12 protein-coding genes are annotated in these 16,146 nt (G+C 58.4%); 5 read left to right on the top strand and 7 right to left on the bottom strand.

The window, feature by feature from the left end; all coding sequences use genetic code 11:
• Window position 1: 1 nt before the first annotated feature.
• The 6 genes from JRJ26_10445 to trpD form a co-directional block, all read right to left on the bottom strand.
• Window positions 2–550 (bottom strand): shikimate kinase, encoded by a 549-nt coding sequence (locus JRJ26_10445; protein ID MBW2057901.1) that lies wholly within the window; start codon window positions 548–550, stop codon window positions 2–4.
• Window positions 547–1,806, bottom strand: coding sequence for a 3-phosphoshikimate 1-carboxyvinyltransferase (gene aroA / locus JRJ26_10440; GenBank protein MBW2057900.1), 1,260 nt, complete (start codon window positions 1,804–1,806; stop codon window positions 547–549). Before aroA ends, JRJ26_10445 begins: the two co-directional genes overlap by 4 nt.
• Entirely contained in the window at window positions 1,803–3,302 is a 1,500-nt protein-coding gene (aroE, locus tag JRJ26_10435) for a shikimate dehydrogenase (GenBank protein ID MBW2057899.1), read from the bottom strand. Before aroE ends, aroA begins: the two co-directional genes overlap by 4 nt.
• Window positions 3,299–4,390, bottom strand: coding sequence for a 3-dehydroquinate synthase (aroB, locus tag JRJ26_10430; GenBank protein ID MBW2057898.1), 1,092 nt, complete (start codon window positions 4,388–4,390; stop codon window positions 3,299–3,301). The genes aroE and aroB overlap by 4 nt, the downstream gene beginning before the upstream one ends.
• 4 nt (window positions 4,391–4,394) lie before the next feature.
• Entirely contained in the window at window positions 4,395–5,411 is a 1,017-nt protein-coding gene (aroF, locus tag JRJ26_10425) for a 3-deoxy-7-phosphoheptulonate synthase (protein ID MBW2057897.1), read from the bottom strand.
• A 297-nt stretch (window positions 5,412–5,708) separates the two neighbouring features.
• Window positions 5,709–6,833 carry an anthranilate phosphoribosyltransferase gene (trpD, locus tag JRJ26_10420; GenBank protein MBW2057896.1) on the bottom strand — a complete coding sequence of 375 codons (1,125 nt, stop codon included), beginning with the start codon at window positions 6,831–6,833 and terminating at the stop codon, window positions 5,709–5,711.
• 372 nt (window positions 6,834–7,205) lie between these two features.
• On the opposite strand from trpD, the gene JRJ26_10415 reads away from it, so the two are divergent.
• Entirely contained in the window at window positions 7,206–8,204 is a 999-nt protein-coding gene (locus tag JRJ26_10415; protein ID MBW2057895.1) for a transposase, read from the top strand.
• 56 nt (window positions 8,205–8,260) lie between these two features.
• On the opposite strand, the gene JRJ26_10410 is transcribed toward JRJ26_10415, so the two are convergent.
• A complete protein-coding gene (locus JRJ26_10410; protein MBW2057894.1) occupies window positions 8,261–10,216 on the bottom strand; it encodes a glycerophosphoryl diester phosphodiesterase membrane domain-containing protein in 1,956 nt (651 codons plus the stop codon).
• Between the two features lie 254 nt (window positions 10,217–10,470).
• Between JRJ26_10410 and JRJ26_10405 the strand changes: the two genes are divergently transcribed.
• The 4 genes from JRJ26_10405 (at window position 10,471) to JRJ26_10390 (ending at window position 16,123) form a co-directional block, all read left to right on the top strand.
• The gene (locus JRJ26_10405; protein MBW2057893.1) at window positions 10,471–12,132 is read left to right on the top strand and encodes an amidohydrolase; all 1,662 of its coding nucleotides are present in this window, start codon (window positions 10,471–10,473) and stop codon (window positions 12,130–12,132) included.
• Window positions 12,133–12,284: 152 nt separating this feature from the next.
• Window positions 12,285–13,916 carry a D-aminoacylase gene (locus JRJ26_10400; protein ID MBW2057892.1) on the top strand — a complete coding sequence of 544 codons (1,632 nt, stop codon included), beginning with the start codon at window positions 12,285–12,287 and terminating at the stop codon, window positions 13,914–13,916.
• Between the two features lie 43 nt (window positions 13,917–13,959).
• Window positions 13,960–14,907: a PD-(D/E)XK nuclease family protein gene (locus tag JRJ26_10395; GenBank protein ID MBW2057891.1), complete on the top strand. Its 948-nt coding sequence runs from the start codon at window positions 13,960–13,962 to the stop codon at window positions 14,905–14,907.
• A gap of 58 nt (window positions 14,908–14,965) precedes the next feature.
• Window positions 14,966–16,123, top strand: a complete 1,158-nt coding sequence (locus JRJ26_10390) for an FAD-binding oxidoreductase (GenBank protein ID MBW2057890.1) — start codon at window positions 14,966–14,968, stop codon at window positions 16,121–16,123.
• Window positions 16,124–16,146 lie beyond the last annotated feature (23 nt).

Raw genomic sequence — 16,146 nt, 5'->3', positions numbered from 1 at the left:
CTCATTTCCTCTCCAGCGGCCCGTCTGTGCCTTTGCTTGTCAATCCATGAAGAGCCGCCAAGGCGAGCACCCTCTCCACGGTTTCATCCACGCCCAGACCATCGCGGTCGATGGTGAAATCGCTGCAGGCGCGGTAGAGCCTATCCCTGGACCGGAAGAGGGTCTCCAGGGTCTGCCTCGGATTGTCTGTATTGAGGAGGGGCCTCTCGGTTTCGTGGCCGATTCGACGGAAGATCGTCTCCGGCGAAAGGGTCAGATGGACTAGAAGCCCCCTCCTCCTGAGACACTCCACGTTCTCTTTCCAGAGCACGACGCCTCCTCCTGTGGCGATCACGCATCGCCGCCGGTTGCCGACCTCCTCCACCACCCGCCTCTCCGTCTCCCTGAAGGAGGCCTCCCCGTGCTTTTCGAAGATCCGGGTGATAGGCAGGGAGTAAGCCTCTTCGATGAGCGAATCCGTGTCGATGAAGGGGCGTCTCAACCTCTCGGCCAGTCCCATGCCCACCGAGGTTTTTCCCACCCCCATGAACCCGATGAGAACCAGATTCACCCGAGCCCCTCCAGGAGTCTCCAGAACCCGGGAAAGGATTTGCTTACGCAATCGGCATTCCGGATAACGATTCCAGGTGTTCGGAGTCCGGCGACTGCAAAGGCCATCGCCATTCGATGGTCCATTGAGGGATCGATTTCCGCTCCCCTGGGATTGCCACCCCGCACGGCCAGAGAATCCCCCTCTGCTTTTGCTTCGATGCCGAGCTTGTCCAACTCCCGTTCGAGGACAGCCAGCCTGTCGGTCTCCTTAAAGCGGAGGTGCCCGACTCCGGAGATGCGGGTGGTACCCTTTGCAAAGGCGGCCACGACGGCAATAGTAGGCACGGCATCCGGCATGGTTTTCATTTCCACATCGATACCGGAGAGAGAACCGCCGGTGACCTCCACGAAACGGCCCTCCCAACGGACGCGGCACCCCATCGCTTCCAGCACATCGAGCAGCCCCTTGTCTCCCTGCTCCGTGGCCGGGTTGATTCCATCGACACGGATCCGGCCTCCGGTTATGGCGGCGGCAGCAAAGAAATAGGACGCACTGGAGAGGTCTCCCTCGATCGTGTACGGCCTTCCCGAATAGGAGCCCGCTGGCACTCGGAATACCCGGTAGTCGTCGTGGGTCACCTCTACCCCGAAGTCCCTCATGGTGGTCATGGTAAGATTGATGTACGAGCGGGATACCACGTCCCCATCAACGTCCACCTCAACCCCGGATTCCGCATAGGGGCCTGCGAGCAGAATCGAGGAAAGAAACTGGCTGCTCGTGCTTCCTCTGAGGGATGTCTTGCCTCCCCGGAAGCGGCCTCCCTCGACGGCGACCGGGGGGCATCCTGTTCCAGGGATGGAACGGGCATCGATCCCCAGGGGTTTGAGGGCGTCGAGGAGATCCTGAATGGGTCGCTCGCGCATGCGAGGCGATCCGTCGATCACTGCATGCCCACCGCAGAGCCCGCTCAAGGTGGTAAGGAAGCGGACCGCGGTTCCAGCGCCTCCGAGGAAGATCGGCTCCGCAGGAGGAGAGAGTCTGCCCCCCGTGCCCTGAATCACAACTCCCCTTGAGGTCGTTCTCATTCTCACACCTAAGGCCTTGAGGCCCCGGATCATATACTCGGTATCTTCAGCCAGGAGCGGGTCTTTTAAAACGGTCTGTCCTGAAGCCAGTGCACCGATGATCAGGGCTCTGGCCGTATGGCTCTTTGAACCGGGAACCGTGACTCTGCTGTCGAGCCTGGCAAGGCATGGAACTCTCCGTTTTCTCATTGCTCCAACCCCATTCTGGCTCTTTCCTCCATCAGTCCCAGGGGGGCTTTCATGCCGGTCCATTTCTCGAATTGAGCCGCCCCCTGATGGAGAAACATCTCAAAACCAGAGACGCTCCGGCACCCCCGCTCCCTGGCCTCCCTCAGCAGTCTGGTTTCTATGGGATTGTAGATGGTGTCGAATACCAGCGGTCTCGCCTCCAGGAGGTCTGAGGGGATGGGGGTCTCATCCGCTCCTGGAGTCATACCCACAGGTGTAGCATTGACGAGGATGTCGGTATGGTTGAGAGCCTTCCTCAGGTCCGTCTCCGTGAAAGGTATCCCTGAAACCGGGCACGGTGATACCTGTCGGAGATCCTTGACGAGGCGTTCGAGCCTCTTCGGTGTCCGGCCGACGATGGTGAGAGATGCGGGTCTCCCGCGGAGGGCTGCGACAAAGGCGACGGCCCTGGCCACCCCCCCCGCTCCGACGACGGTCCACCGCTTTCTCCGAAGTTCTACCCCCGCCGTTTCCAGAGCCTTCCACGCCCCATAGACATCGGTATTGGTTCCCAGCCACTGCCCCTTGCGGCGATAGACCGTGTTGACCGCCCCCATCCGGTCCGATTCTCCGTCCACACCGTCGAGCAGAGGGATGATCGCCTCCTTGTGGGGGATCGTTACACTGAAGCCGTGTACACCAAGGGAACTGAAATGGGAGATAAAACCCTCAAGCTTCCGGACTCGAAAGGGTACATAGACCGCGTCGTAGCCCGTCTGTTCAAAGGCCGGGTTGTGAATATTCGGCGAGAGCGAGTGGGCAAGAGGATCTCCGATGACTCCGAATACGCGGGTTTCGGGTTTGATCCGGTGGACCCTGTAGATCTCTCTCAATTCAGCGGCAGGGATCTGGCCCGGTGCCGATTCCTTTCCACGATAGAGAGCCCCGAAGGTAAGGTAACCTCCAGCCTTGAGTGTGAGGATCCGGCTCGGCAATCCAAAGGGACCCATGCAAAAGGCGATCGTCTTGCCGGGGCGTCTTTCGATGGCTTCGAGGACCCTCACGTTGTCAACGAGATCCTCTGCGAGAGTCACCATCTTCACGATGTCCCCGCCCCTGGAGGCGATCTCTCTCATGATAGGCTCCAAATCCCGGGGGGTTTCCGCAAAGTTGTGGTAAGAGAATATGACCCTTGTCTTCTCCCCCTTCTTCCTCAGGAGGGGGCCGAGCAGGTGGGGCGGGGTGTCCCACTCAAGATCGACAAAATCAGGACCATGGCCGAGCGCTTCCCCGAGCAACCGGACCCGGAGAGTCTCTTCCTGCCGGAAGCAGCCGCCCTGGCGTTCGGGACGAAGGGTTATGATGGTCGGCCTGGTCTTTTTTCTCAGGAGGGGTGCCCAGGCAGGCCTGGGCACCATATCGAGGCGGATCTCGATACAGTCGGCCACCTTTGCGGCCTCTTCCATGTCTCGCAGGGCTTCCTGCTCCGTGGACGAGACGATCGGAACAGCGATCATGCCTGGGCCTCCTTCAAAGTCTCCAGGATCAAACCCTTCGGAATGCCGTTTTTGACGACGGCGTCTCCTATGGTGGTAGGCAGAGCCATGGCGATCCGTCCCTCCTCGGTTTTCTTGTCCGAGGCCATGAGTGCGAGGATCCTTTCGGCATTGTAGCCTTCGGGGATCCGAGTGGGGAGCCCGTATATCCCGAGCAGGGCAAGGAGCCTCCGTCTCTCGGTGTCTGACAGGATTCCCATCCTTGCCGAGAGGGCTGCTTCGGATGCCATGCCCATGGAGACGGCCATGCCGTGAGGTACCTGGTAGTCCGTGTAGGTCTCGATGGCATGACCCACGGTATGCCCGAAGTTGAGGATTCTTCGCAACCCTGTGTCTCTCTCGTCGTCGGCGACCACCGCACACTTGATCTGACAGCACCTGGAGACCATCTCCTCCAGGACCCCGGATCGGTGTTCCAGCAAGGCGGCGCGGGAGTCTTCCAGGAGCCGAAACAGTTCGGCACTTCTGATAACGGCGGACTTGATGACTTCCGCGAGGCCGTTGCGGAATTCATGGGGAGGCAGACTCCTGAGGACCGACGGATCCACGTAGACCCGGGAAGGCTGATAGACGGTGCCCAGAAGGTTCTTCCCCTGTGCGAGATCGATCCCGTTCTTTCCTCCCAGGCTGCTGTCAGACTGGGCAAGAAGGGTGGTGGGTACCTGGACGTAAGGGATCGACCGCATATAGAGCGAGGCCACGAAGCCGGTCACATCACCCACTACTCCTCCCCCAAGAGCCACAAGGGCTGATTTCCTGTCAAGACCCTTTGCCAGGAGCTGCTCGAAGATCCTCTTGACCGTCTTCCATCGTTTGGCTTCCTCTCCAGGACTGAAGGCGATCAGATCGGTCTTGATGCCTGCATCGCAGAGGCGGCGGCTCAGGCGGCGGCCCAGGAGCCCTTCCACCGTGCTGTCCGTAATTATGGCCAGTCGATTACCGAGCGGCCTTCCCTCGAGGTCGGCCACAAGAAAATCGATGACTCCGGAGCCTATGAAGATCTCGCACCTCTTTTCTTCCTCTTTAAGGGATAGATCGATCCTTTCCATTCGACTATGCGTCCCTCCCCATTAGTCTGGCCAGTTGACTCAGGTCGGCCATGAGTTTCCCGAATCGTTCGGGCTTCAGCGACTGGCCTCCATCGGAAAGGGCCTTCTCGGGCCATGGATGGACTTCGATGATGAGCCCGTCAGCCCCGGCCGCCACGGCGGCCAGGGAGAGGGGAGGGACGTATCTCCAGTTTCCGGCAGCATGGCTTGGATCGACGATCACGGGGAGATGGGTCTTCTCCTTGAGAACCGGGATGGCACTGAGGTCGAGGGTGTTGCGCGTAGAAGTCTCAAAGGTTCTTATTCCTCTTTCACAGAGCATCACCTTGTCGTTCCCCTCGGAGAGTATGTATTCGGCTGCCATGAGGAATTCCTCGATGCTCGTCATCATGCCGCGTTTCAAGAGAACGGGTTTCCCAACTCGCCCCACTTCCTTCAGAAGGGAGAAATTCTGGCTGTTCCGTGCGCCGATCTGGAGGATATCGGCATAGCTGGCAACGAGGTCCACGTCCTGGGGACTGATAACCTCTGTCACTACAGAGAGACCAAAGACCTCTCTGGCTCGAGCCATGAGTTTTAGCCCGGTTTCACCGAGCCCCTGAAAGCTATACGGTGACGTCCTGGGTTTGAAGGCTCCTCCCCTGAGGATCGAGGCGCCTGCCTCGCTCACGGCCCTCGCTGCTTCCATCAGCTGGGCTTCGTTCTCCACGGCACAGGGGCCTGCCATGACCACGATTCGCCCGTTGCCTATCTCGACATCGTTGACCTTCAGATAGCTCCTTACCCTCTTTGTCTCCCTGCTTGCGAGCTTGTACGGGGAGGATATGGGAACCACACGCTCCACTCCCGCCAGGCATTCCAAAACCTGGAGACGGTGCCTTCCCCTGCCGTGACCTGTTGCACCGATGACCACACCTCTCTCGTCTTCGATCCGATGGCACTCGTAGTCGAGCGCGCGGATCCTCTGCATGACCTCCTCAATCTGCTCGGGGGTCGCCTTTTCCTCCATGATGACGAGCATGGTTTCTTCCTCCTAAAGCAAGAGCCGCGGGCGAGGGTCCCACGGCTCTAAAACAAAAAAGCCGTGAGCACCGTTCGTCTGCCCACGGCTTCTGGATTCGATCCCCTTGTCCCTAACCCCAGCCCTGTGGGCAGACCATGACGAAAAGGTAATAAAAGCTAAAATAGAAAACCCTTCCGAATCCCTTTATCATCATGCTACCCACCTGTTTGATTGAAGGGTAGCATAATACAAAAAAACCCGTATGTCAAGCACCGGTTCAAGAAAAATTTCCGGAAAAGCCCCATCGCCCTTTCATCAAGATCCTTGAAACCCCTGCTGGCTCGTCTCCCCTGTTTCCAGCTCGTAGGTCTTCCTTACATACCTGTCGTTTTGGTTGGTGAGCTCGATCAATCCCTTAAGCCTGTCGAGAGCCTCCCCTGAATCGATCGATCTCCTGGCCATCTCGATTCCTTGCGTGAGACTCTCTGCCCTTCGGGCAGCCATGAAGACCGCGCCCGCGTTGAGAAGCGTGACATCACGACGGGGCCCGGGGCTTCCGTTCAAGATCTCCAAGATGATCTCTGCGTTCTCCCCCGCGGTTCCTCCTCTGATATCGACGAGCTCCGCCCTCTCAAGCCCGACATCCTCGGGCCGGATCACGTAGCTCTTGAGGGTACTGCCTGTGAACTCCGTGACCTTGGTCTTTCCGGTGATGCTGACCTCGTCCAGGGTGTCTTCCCCATGGACGATCAGTCCCCTCCGGATTCCGAGATTCCTCAGGACGGCCGCCATCATTTCGGTCATGTCCGGATTGTAGACACCGAGCACCTGGACCGATGCCCCTGCCGGATTTATGAGGGGGTCGAGGAAATTGAATATGGTTCGGAGGCCGATCTTCCTGCGGAGGGCCACGATGTGTTCGAGGCCGTTCTGGACCAGGGGTTCATAGAGGAAACAGATTCCCAACCCTCTGACGCACCGTTCGAGCTGTGTGGATGTCAGATCCAGGTTGATCCCCAGGGACTCGACTACATCGGCTGATCCGCATAGGGGAGAGACAGACTTCCTCCCGTATTTTGCGATCCTCAAGCCGCCTCCTGCCAGGACGAGTGCCACGGCGGTTGAGATGTTGAAGGTATTGGTTCCCTGGGTAAAGCCCTTTGCCGTGTTCAGAATGGTCTCCCTTTCCACGGTGATTTCTTCACGATCGATGGAGACCAGGTCGTCTCCTGCACGGATCACCGAGGCTCTCTGTCTGATCACCCTTGCTGCGGCGCTTATCTCCTCAGGCGTCTCCCCCTTCATCCGCAGTGCTGTGACGAATGAGGCGATCTGCTCAGAAGAGGCCTTCCTCCCGGTGATCTCCCCCATTACTTTCTCCATCTCCCCTCCGGTCAGGTCATGGCCCTGAACGACTCGTCGAATCGCTTCCCCGATCATCTTCTTTCTCCTTTCACATGGGATCACTTTCTCCAAAAAGTCAGAAAGCCGTGAGCCTTCCCAATAAGCTCACGGCTTTCTGAATCAAACCAAAAAGGCCGTGAGCAAAGGATCTGCCCACGGCCTCAATCATCGTCCGGTCTATCCCTCAGTGGCCATCATCGGGCAAATCCCTCCGATTTGACGTCCACCACCACCAGCGAAGACCTTTTCCAGAAATTCCAATCATCTTCCGAGCTCCCTATTTCTTACGGCAAGGAGAATACCAGAAGAGCAGGTCTCGTGTCAACAAAAAAAGAAAAGAAGGAAAAGAAGGGGACGTAGGTTCTCAAGCAACTTGACAAGATAACCTGGATGATCTAACCTTCGGTCATGCCAAGACAAGCGAGACTCGATGCGCCTGGAACCTTGCACCATGTCATAGGTCGGGGAATCGATCGGGTAAGAGTATTCAGGAGCACCCGAGATCGGGAGGATTTTCTCGACCGCCTTTCTACTCTCTGTCAAGAAGGTTCGTTGATAGTCTATGCGTGGGCCCTTATGCCCAACCATTTCCATCTTCTGGCGAGAACCGCCACTCAACGCCTCTCCAAGAGTATGAGAAAACTTCTGACCGGTTATGCGGTTAGCTACAACCGGAGGCATAACCGGTACGGACATCTCTTTCAAAACAGATATAGGTCGATCGTCTGTGAGAAGGATCCGTATTTCTTGGAGTTGACAAGATATATTCACCTCAATCCGTTGAGGGCCGGAATTGTGAAGAGCTTAGAGGAGCTAAATGGGTATCATTGGACGGGCCATTCCGCCATCGTGGGGCGAGTGGAGCGTGCCTGGCAGGATACAGAGGCGGTTCTTCAGTATTTTGGCGAGATGAGAAGAGAAGCGATTTCTCGTTACGAGTTTTTCGTCAGGGATGGTGTATCCCAAGGGCACAGGGAGGATCTTGTCGGAGGAGGCTTGATTCGCAGCTTTGGGGGATGGTCGCAGGTTCTCTCTCTCAGGCGGAAGGGGACAAAGATCGCCTCAGATGAGAGGATTTTGGGCAGCAGTGAATTTGTCAGGCTGCTGCTGTCTGAGGCTGAGGAGAGGCAAAAAGAGACGTTGAGATTATCTGCTCAGGTCTGTGACCTCACATCCTTGGCCAGAAGGATAGCGAAAAGAGAGGGGATAGCGGAATCTGAGTTGCGGTCTGGAGGGAAGTATGGGAATGTCGTCAGAGCGAGGAGGTTGTTCTGTCAGTTGGCGGTAAAGACAATGGGATATTCTGGAGCCGAGGTTGCCCGTTTTCTGGGTGTCACAACCTCGGCCGTCAATCGGTCGGCCAATTCCGAGGAGATGCCGGAAACCATGGATTACTTGCAAGAGTAAGTTGCTTGAGAACCTACGTCCCCCGAAATTACGAGCTCTGAACTCTAAACATAAATCTAGGCATCTGATACATCCGAGGATTGCTCCATTCCCCTTAGGAGACCCAAACGGGCCGCGATTCCGACGACGAAGCGCTGGACGGAGGTCATGCGTGCCCGTCTGGCGAGAAGAGATTCGGCCAGGGCCGCTTGGTCTGTAATGATCCCGTCAACGCCGCGGTCGATCATCACCGACATCCGCACTGGATCGTTTACGGTCCAGACGTACACCTTCTTTCCCCGCCGGTGGGCCGTCCGTATCAACCGCCTGGTGGCCAGGCCAGCAGTGACTGCAAGGAAGTCGACGTCGAGGGCGGTCAGGTCGCCGACAGCGAGGCCGCTCAAAAAACCATAGGTCCAGTCCGGCCGGAGAGCCTTTGTTCTGAGTATTCCCTCGTACTTCAGTGACATTATTGCGATCTGTGAGACCATACCCGTGGCTTCGACGATCTCGACGACCCGCTGCTCGAGGTGTTTGTTGTATCCGTAGTACTTCAGCTCTATGATGACACCGGTCTTTCCCCTGCAGGCATCAAGGACCTGCCGGAGGGTCGGCACCCTCTGGTCTTTGAACTCAGGAGCAAAGAAGCTCCCGATATCGACTTTCTCCAACTCCGCATAAGTAGCTTCCCCTATCTTCAGGCCCACCCTCGAGACTCTCATGAGGTCCATGTCGTGGGCGACGACGACCCTCCCGTCCGCGGTCTCCTGGACATCGATCTCGACCCAATCGGCGTGGTCGGCGATGGCCCGGTCCATGGCCGCAAGCGTATTCTCGGGTGCCACCCCAGCGCCCCCGCGGTGCGCCACCACCTCAATGCGGGCGTCGACCGGGATGGAGTGGACCAGGATCACGGCCGTCACGGCGACGGCTGCAGCTGCCGCGAGGCTCCCCCAGAGCACAGTCCAGCGTCTAATCCGCCATGCAGGCTCTCCGGCAAGCGATCCAACCGGGGCGATCGACCGGTTCTTGAGCCCCCCTCTTCCCCCCCATGCTCGGTAGAGACGTACCACAAGAAGGGCGAAGAACACCGCGGCCAGGAAGGAGATGGCCAGATTCCCCAGGGAGCTCAGTATGAATACCGCTCCGACCGCACCGGCGACGAGAAGAAGAGAACCGCTTTGAGTGGGGATCAGGAATCGGCCGGCAAAGCCCACGATCCAGGTGAACAGAGCCGAGGCGGCTATTGAAAGTGCCGCCCAGCCGGCGAACCAGAGAGCTATCGTCCACCTGCGGCCTCTTGTTCTGGTTTGGCTGGAGCGAAGTGCTTCTTTGGGCCCGGATTCCTCGAACAACAGGATCGGCAATGCGAAGGTCCACCCCAGGGCGAGACGGGCAAGTAGTACCAAAAGCCCGAGGAGGATCCCTCCGATAAGCAGGGCTGCCACCCACAGGACCGGCGGCTTTTGGGTGAGGTAGTAGTTTATATCGTGGTCGGTTAGGAAGGCGAAAAAGACCCCTCCTGCGGCAGCGAGGAAGGGCAGCGCCAGCAGAAGGCTCTTGACCGCCACCCTCCCTGCGAGCCGTGTCATGGCTGCGGCATGTCGAGCCGAATAACGCAGTGCCTGTCCCCAGGTCACGCGGCGGTTCTCGGCCGTCCCAAGGCAGACGGCCATCAGACTTGCCTGTTCGGCGAAGACGATGCCGGCCCATATAACCCCCACCAGGATGAGCAGCACCAGACCCGCCGGGCGGAGGAAAAAGAACAAGATCCCCTCATTGGTGAGTACTCGGTTGTCTGCGCCGGTCAAGAATATGTGAAGAAGCACGGCGACGAGTGGAGTGAGTAAGACGAAGCCGGCGCCCTTTGCCAGAACGTCTGTCACAAGGAGCTGGGGCCATGTCCGCCTGAACTCCCATAGAATATTTCGGCCGGCCTTTTTCCCAAATCCGGCGGTTTCCCCGGCCTTCCCATCACCGGGCTGCTTGTTGTCGTGAGCCAACATGTCCCTCTTTGCCTCCCTTTTGAGCATTTGGCCTGCTCCTATTATTATAGAAAGTGGACCAGACCGAATAGAAGAGGACGGGAGAAGGGACTCGCCTGAGCAGGGTCCTGACTCCGGTCCTGCCAGGGAAAGCGGTGTGCTTCTGGTTGGCCATGTTGATCCTGAAAACTGGAGGCTCCTCTGAGCCTCGAATCTCGCGCGTGATTTGACGAAATCCGCCGAGTCTGATAGCATCTGGCCTGTTCATCTTGGACGTTTTGTTCCGCGACCCTGTGACTCTTATGGGAACTGCTGAGAGATCGGACTCAAAGGGACCGACCGCAGAGGCGACATTACTGGTCGAGAACGCCAGGATTCGGACTCTCGATGAAAGAGGAACCGTGGCCGAGTCCCTTGCCGCCATGGGGGACAGGATCATTGCTGTCGGCTCGAACAAGGAGCTTGCCGGTTTGGCCGGTCGAGCGACCGAGCGGCTCGACCTCGAAGGACGAACTGTTTTGCCCGGTTTCATCGATGCTCACGAGCACCTCTCGAGTTTTGCCGAGATGTTTCTCCAGGTCGATCTCTCACCGGACCGGGTGAGGAGCCTCTCGGAACTCGCGGAGGTTATCCGGTCAGAAGCCGAGCGGCTGCCCGAGGGAGAATGGATCCGGGGGATCCTCTATGATGACACGAAGATGGAAGAGCAGCGGCTTCTCACCCGGGACGATCTCGACCGCGTGGCTCCCCGCCATCCGGTCATTGTATCTCATGTCAGCCTCCACTGGGGGATTGCCAATTCAGAGGCTCTGAGGCGAGGAGGCCTTGATGAGACCAGCCCGGACCCTGAGGGAGGCAGGCTCGGCAGGGATCCTGCCACCGGCCGGTTGACCGGGCAATTGATCGAAGCCGCTTTTTTTCGGTTTGCCGACCAGGCCATGAGCGGAGAGCCGGTCGTGGTCCCCCCATTCGATCGTGGGGTCCGGAGAAGGGCTCTCGTAGAAGCCGCCAAGGTGTTGAATTCGGCGGGTCTCACCAGTGTCGTCGACGCTCTGGTCTCTTCCAGCTATGTTACTTCCTATCTCGATACAGCCCGGGAGAGATCGCTGCCTCTCAGGGTCAACATGTTGCTCAGCTACTTCCTCCTCCACGATTTGGAGGGGTTGGGTCTCCTGGGAGGGTGGGGAAACGAACTCGTCCGATCTACCGGGATCAAGGTCATCCTCGATGGGGCGATTGCCGGGCGGACAGCCGCTTTCGGTGACGGATATGCCGACAACCCTGAGGACCATGGGGTTCTGGTTATCGAAGACCAGGGTTTCCTGAACGAGTTGGTCGAGAGGATTCACCGTCTTGGTTATCAGGCATGCCTTCATGCGAACGGAGACGTGGCCATCGAAATGGCCCTCGACGCCATAGGGAGAGCCGAGGAGATATTTCCACGACCCGACCCTCGCCATAGGATCGAGCATTGCACGGTCATCAATGAGAGGATTTTGGAAAGAATGGGCCTGCTTGGGGTCCTGGCCGTTCCATTCGGGTCCTACCTGTGGCAGCACGGCGAAAAGCTCATCCCCTACTACGGACGGGAGCGGGTGGAGACCATGTTCGCACATAGGAGCTTCCTGGAGAAGGGGATCAGAGTGGCGGGTTCTTCTGATCATCCCTGTGGATTGCATCCTCCTCTTCTGGGAGTCCAGACGATGGTCACCCGGCAGACCAAGACAGGTGAAGTCGTCGGTTCCTGGCAGAAGATTTCCATCGAAGAGGCCTTCAAGATGTACACGTCCCATGCAGCCTATGCCTCTTTCGAAGAAGATGTGAAGGGGTCGCTCACCGTGGGCCGGTTGTCGGACATGGTTGTCCTGGAGGAGGACCCGTGGGATGTCTTGCCGGGGGAGATCGGAGAGATCGGCGTGACCATGACCATCCTGGGCGGCCGGGTGGTATACAGAAGTCTCTGAGCCCAATGCCGTCGAGGGCATCCCGGCAGTGGTTGTCGATGAACCTGCCCGCGTCGTTGGAGCGTTGAGCCGGACAGGGGTGCTTGTCCCGGCCAGGCAGGTGCTCGGGTGAGGGACTGCGTCCGCCATCCTATAGGGGAGGGGGGCGATTTTTGTCGGATTATGGAAAGGGCGATGTGTATAACATAGAAGAGGAGCGGCGCGTGATCGAAACACTGATAAGGAATGCTCTGATCCTCGACGGAACGGGCGGCAGGCCCAGATCCGGTTCGATCGGTATCTCCTCCAGCGGGAGGATCGCCTTTGTCGGGAGGGACATACCGGGGAGTAATGCTCATAGGGTGATCGAGGCTGAAGGACTCCATGCGCTTCCAGGATTCGTGGATATCCATTCACACAGCGACCTGGCGGTGCTCGACAACGACAAGGCAAGTCCCAAACTGATGCAGGGCGTCACAACGGAGATTGTCGGCAACTGCGGCCTTTCTGTTGTCCCTGTCTCGCCGGAGAACAGGAAAGAGTGGGCGGCCCAGTATGAAGGCGTCTGGGGAAAGCTTGGAAGGGGATGGAACTGGGTCTCTCTTGGGGAGTATCTGGAGATTCTTCAGCAGAGAGGCTTGCAGGTCAATCTCGGTTCCCAGGTTGGGTTCGGTGCCATACGGCTCGCCGCCTTGGGATGGCAGAGCCGTCCTGCAAGTTCCCAGGAGATCAGGCATATGGAGGAGCTGACCCGTCGGGCGTCTCGTGAAGGCTCATTCGGTTTGTCCTTCGGGCTCGTCTACGCCCCTGCCTGTTACGCCGCCCGGAGAGAGCTGAAGAGCGTTTCAAGGGCAGCCGCACAGGAGGACATGTTGTTGAACTTCCACATAAGGAGCGAGGGGGAGACTCTCCTCGAGTCGATCCAGGAGGCAATCGAGATAGCTTCCTTTTCAGGGGCAAGGCTGCACATATCTCATCTGAAGGCTTTCGGAAGGGAGAATTGGAACAAGACGGACCGGTTGCTTGAACTGATCCGTGAGTGCGGCCTCGACATCACATTCGACGTCTACCCATACAGCGTCGGCAGCACGACGCTCAACGCCGCGTTGCCGCCGTGGGTCCTTGAAGGCGGGACGGAGATGATGCTCCGCCGCCTCGGGAGTAAGGAGATCCGGGACCGCATACGGGAAGATATCCATCACGGGATCGAGGGATGGGAGAACTATCTCCGCGCCACAGGTGCCGGGGGCCTCATGGTCACCAATCTCAGATCTCCTGGGTTTCGAGACTTTGACAGCCGATTTCTCGCCGATATCATGAAGGAGACACGTCGAGACGAGGTTGATACTCTGTGTGACATAATCCTGGCCGAGGGAGGCCGGGCGAGCATGCTCATGCATGCCATGTCGGAGGAGAGCGTCACCAGGATCCTGGCTGACCAAAGGAGCATGCTCGGCACGGATGGTCTTTACGGAGGTATGCCTCACCCCCGTCTCTATGGGACCTACCCGACTTTTTTCAGGAAATACATTCTCGAAAAGAGAATCATGCCGCTCGAAGAAGGTGTCCGCAAGGCCACGGGCTATCCGGCAAGCAGATTCGGGATCAAGGGAAAGGGGCTGATAAAGGAGGGCTACGATGCGGATATCCTTATCATAGACATGGGGAGATTCGATTCCCCTGCTGGTTTCGGCGATTCGATGCGGTATGCCGAGGGGGTCGAATACGTGTTGGTCAACGGCAGGGTGGTGGTTGAGAATGGAGAGTACAACAACAGACTGGCCGGCCGTGTCCTGAGGAGGTAGGGGCTTCCCCCGGGAGAGATGAGGCACGCTCCCTCCATTTCTTGTGGCGGAGTGGAAAACCGTCTCGAGGAGGGAACCCCGAGGAGCGAAGAAGATCCGGAACGAATTCTCGTGGTCCAAGTCCAGGGACGAGGTTTTCCGAGCCTGCCCCAGGCAGTATCACTTCAGCTATTACGCGTATTGGGGTGGTTGGCGAGAGGACGCGCCGCCGAGAACGAGGCAGATCTACATTCTCAAAAACCTCAAGAACCGGTACATGTGGGCGGGCGAGAAGGTGCACGAATGCCTGAAGCACACCCTGAGGAACCTCCAGCGGGGTGTCTCGATACTCGAGGTGGACGATATCGTATCGATCACCCTCGACCGGATGCGCGAGGAGTTCAGGTCATCCAGGGAGAAGAGGTATCTCCTCCATCCAAGGACATGCGCCCTTTTTGAGCACGAGTACGGCGAAGAGCTTGACGATGCGGAATGGAAGCGGGTTGCGGACAATGTGGAACAGTGCCTTAGGAACTTCTACGGTTCCGAGATGTTCCTCATGCTGAAGGACCTGCCCCGCCGGATGTGGCTGGAGATCGAAGATTTCTCCTCCTTCTACCTCGACGGAACGAAGATATGGGCTGTTATAGACTGCAGCTTCCGGACAGAAGAGGGCGCCGTCATCATCGACTGGAAGACGGGCCGAAGCCTCGGGGCCGATATATCTCTCCAGCTCGCCTGCTATGCCATGTACGCCATGGAGAGGTGGAGGCTGCCCCCGGAGAGGGTGAGACTCGTAGAGTACAATCTCCTCTCGAACCGGAGTGTGGACTTCACCATAGGCCGGAGGGAGATCGAGAGTGCGACTTCTTACATCCGGGGAAGTATCGCGGACATGCAGTCCCTCCTGGCCGACGTGGCAAACAACGTGCCGAGAGAGGAGAGATTCTTTAGAAAGACCGGGGATGAAAAGACCCGGGCCAGGTGCAATTTCAGGAAGGTGTGCGATTGAGGGTTTCTCCTGCCGGATTGGTCGCGGTCGAGGCATCCGGTGTGGGCGATGAAGGTCGATGGTGACCGTGGAGAAAGGCGACGTAGTCATTGTCGGAGGGGGGATTGTCGGCGTTTCCATCGCCTACCATCTCGCCCGAAGAGGGATGAAGGATGTGATCCTCCTCGAAAGGGGATCCCTCGGCGGGGGGTCCACCGGGCTCTGTGCCGGGGGGATCAGGACCCAATTCTCCACCGACATCAACATTCGTTTCTCCAGGGAAAGCCTGGAGTTCTGGACCCGCTTCGAGGAACTCACCGGTGTGGACCTCGAGTTCAGGCAGGTTGGATATCTCTTCCTGGCCACGCGTCCCGAGACTCTGGATCTGTTCAGGAGGAACGTGAGACTCCAGAGATCCTTTGGCCTTCCGGTGGAGTTGTTGAGCCCCGAGGAGATCCACTACAGGTGGCCATTTCTTCGATGGGAAGATCTGGCAGGAGGAACCTTCTGCGCTCTGGACGGCTACGCTGGGCCTTACGAGGCCATGACCGGGATGGTGAGGGTGGCCCGAAGGCTGGGGGTCCGGATAAGGGAACAGACCGAGGTGGTGGGTGTCTATGGGAGGAGCGGGAGGATTACGGGAGTGGAGACGAGCACAGGGAAGATCGAGACCCGGATCGTGGTCAATGCAACCGGACCCTGGGCTTCGATTACGGGGCGCATGGCCGGTGTGGAGATCCCGGTAAAACCCGTGAGGCGCCAGCTCTTTGTAACGGCCCCCTTCAGCCTCTCCGATGAGCCCATCCCTATGGTCATCGATTTCGACCAGGGATGGTACTTCCGCCAGGAGGGCAAGGGCCTGCTTCTGGCAGGTCCTGTCGACAGGGAACCGAGTTTCCGGACCTCCATCGAGCCTTCAGCGATGGCCGAGACGGCCGAGAAGGCGATAGCCCGGGTGCCTGCTCTCCAGGAGGCCCGCATGGCCCGGGGTTGGGCGGGCCTGTACGAGATCTCTCCGGATCATCACGCCATCCTAGGCCCGGTTCGAGACCTGGAAGGGTTTGTCACCGCAAACGGGTTCAGCGGCCACGGCTTTCAGCACAGTCCTGCCGCCGGCCGGCTCATTGCGGATTTCGTCACCGGGGAAGGGGTGTCCCAGGATCTGTTACGCCTATGCCTGGAGCGTTTCGAAAAGGGGGAGACAATTGAAGAGCCCATGACGGCTTTCAGGGAATGATCGCCTTGTGAGCCGGGCTGGCA

It is taken from the genome of Deltaproteobacteria bacterium, assembly GCA_019308905.1.
Classification (GTDB): Bacteria; Desulfobacterota; BSN033; order WVXP01; family WVXP01; genus JAFDHF01.
This window is presented reverse-complemented; position numbering and strand designations above follow the sequence as displayed.

Bases quoted from the DNA above. Each gene is read 5' to 3' on its own strand.
- aroA (MBW2057900.1), bottom strand. From the start codon at position 1,806: ATGAGAAAACGGAGAGTTCCATGCCTTGCCAGGCTCGACAGCAGAGTC.
- aroE (MBW2057899.1), bottom strand. From the start codon at position 3,302: ATGATCGCTGTTCCGATCGTCTCGTCCACGGAGCAGGAAGCCCTGCGA.
- aroB (MBW2057898.1), bottom strand. From the start codon at position 4,390: ATGGAAAGGATCGATCTATCCCTTAAAGAGGAAGAAAAGAGGTGCGAG.
- aroF (MBW2057897.1), bottom strand. From the start codon at position 5,411: ATGCTCGTCATCATGGAGGAAAAGGCGACCCCCGAGCAGATTGAGGAG.
- trpD (MBW2057896.1), bottom strand. From the start codon at position 6,833: ATGATCGGGGAAGCGATTCGACGAGTCGTTCAGGGCCATGACCTGACC.
- JRJ26_10415 (MBW2057895.1), top strand. From the start codon at position 7,206: ATGCCAAGACAAGCGAGACTCGATGCGCCTGGAACCTTGCACCATGTC.
- JRJ26_10410 (MBW2057894.1), bottom strand. From the start codon at position 10,216: ATGCTCAAAAGGGAGGCAAAGAGGGACATGTTGGCTCACGACAACAAG.
- JRJ26_10405 (MBW2057893.1), top strand. From the start codon at position 10,471: ATGGGAACTGCTGAGAGATCGGACTCAAAGGGACCGACCGCAGAGGCG.
- JRJ26_10390 (MBW2057890.1), top strand. From the start codon at position 14,966: ATGGTGACCGTGGAGAAAGGCGACGTAGTCATTGTCGGAGGGGGGATT.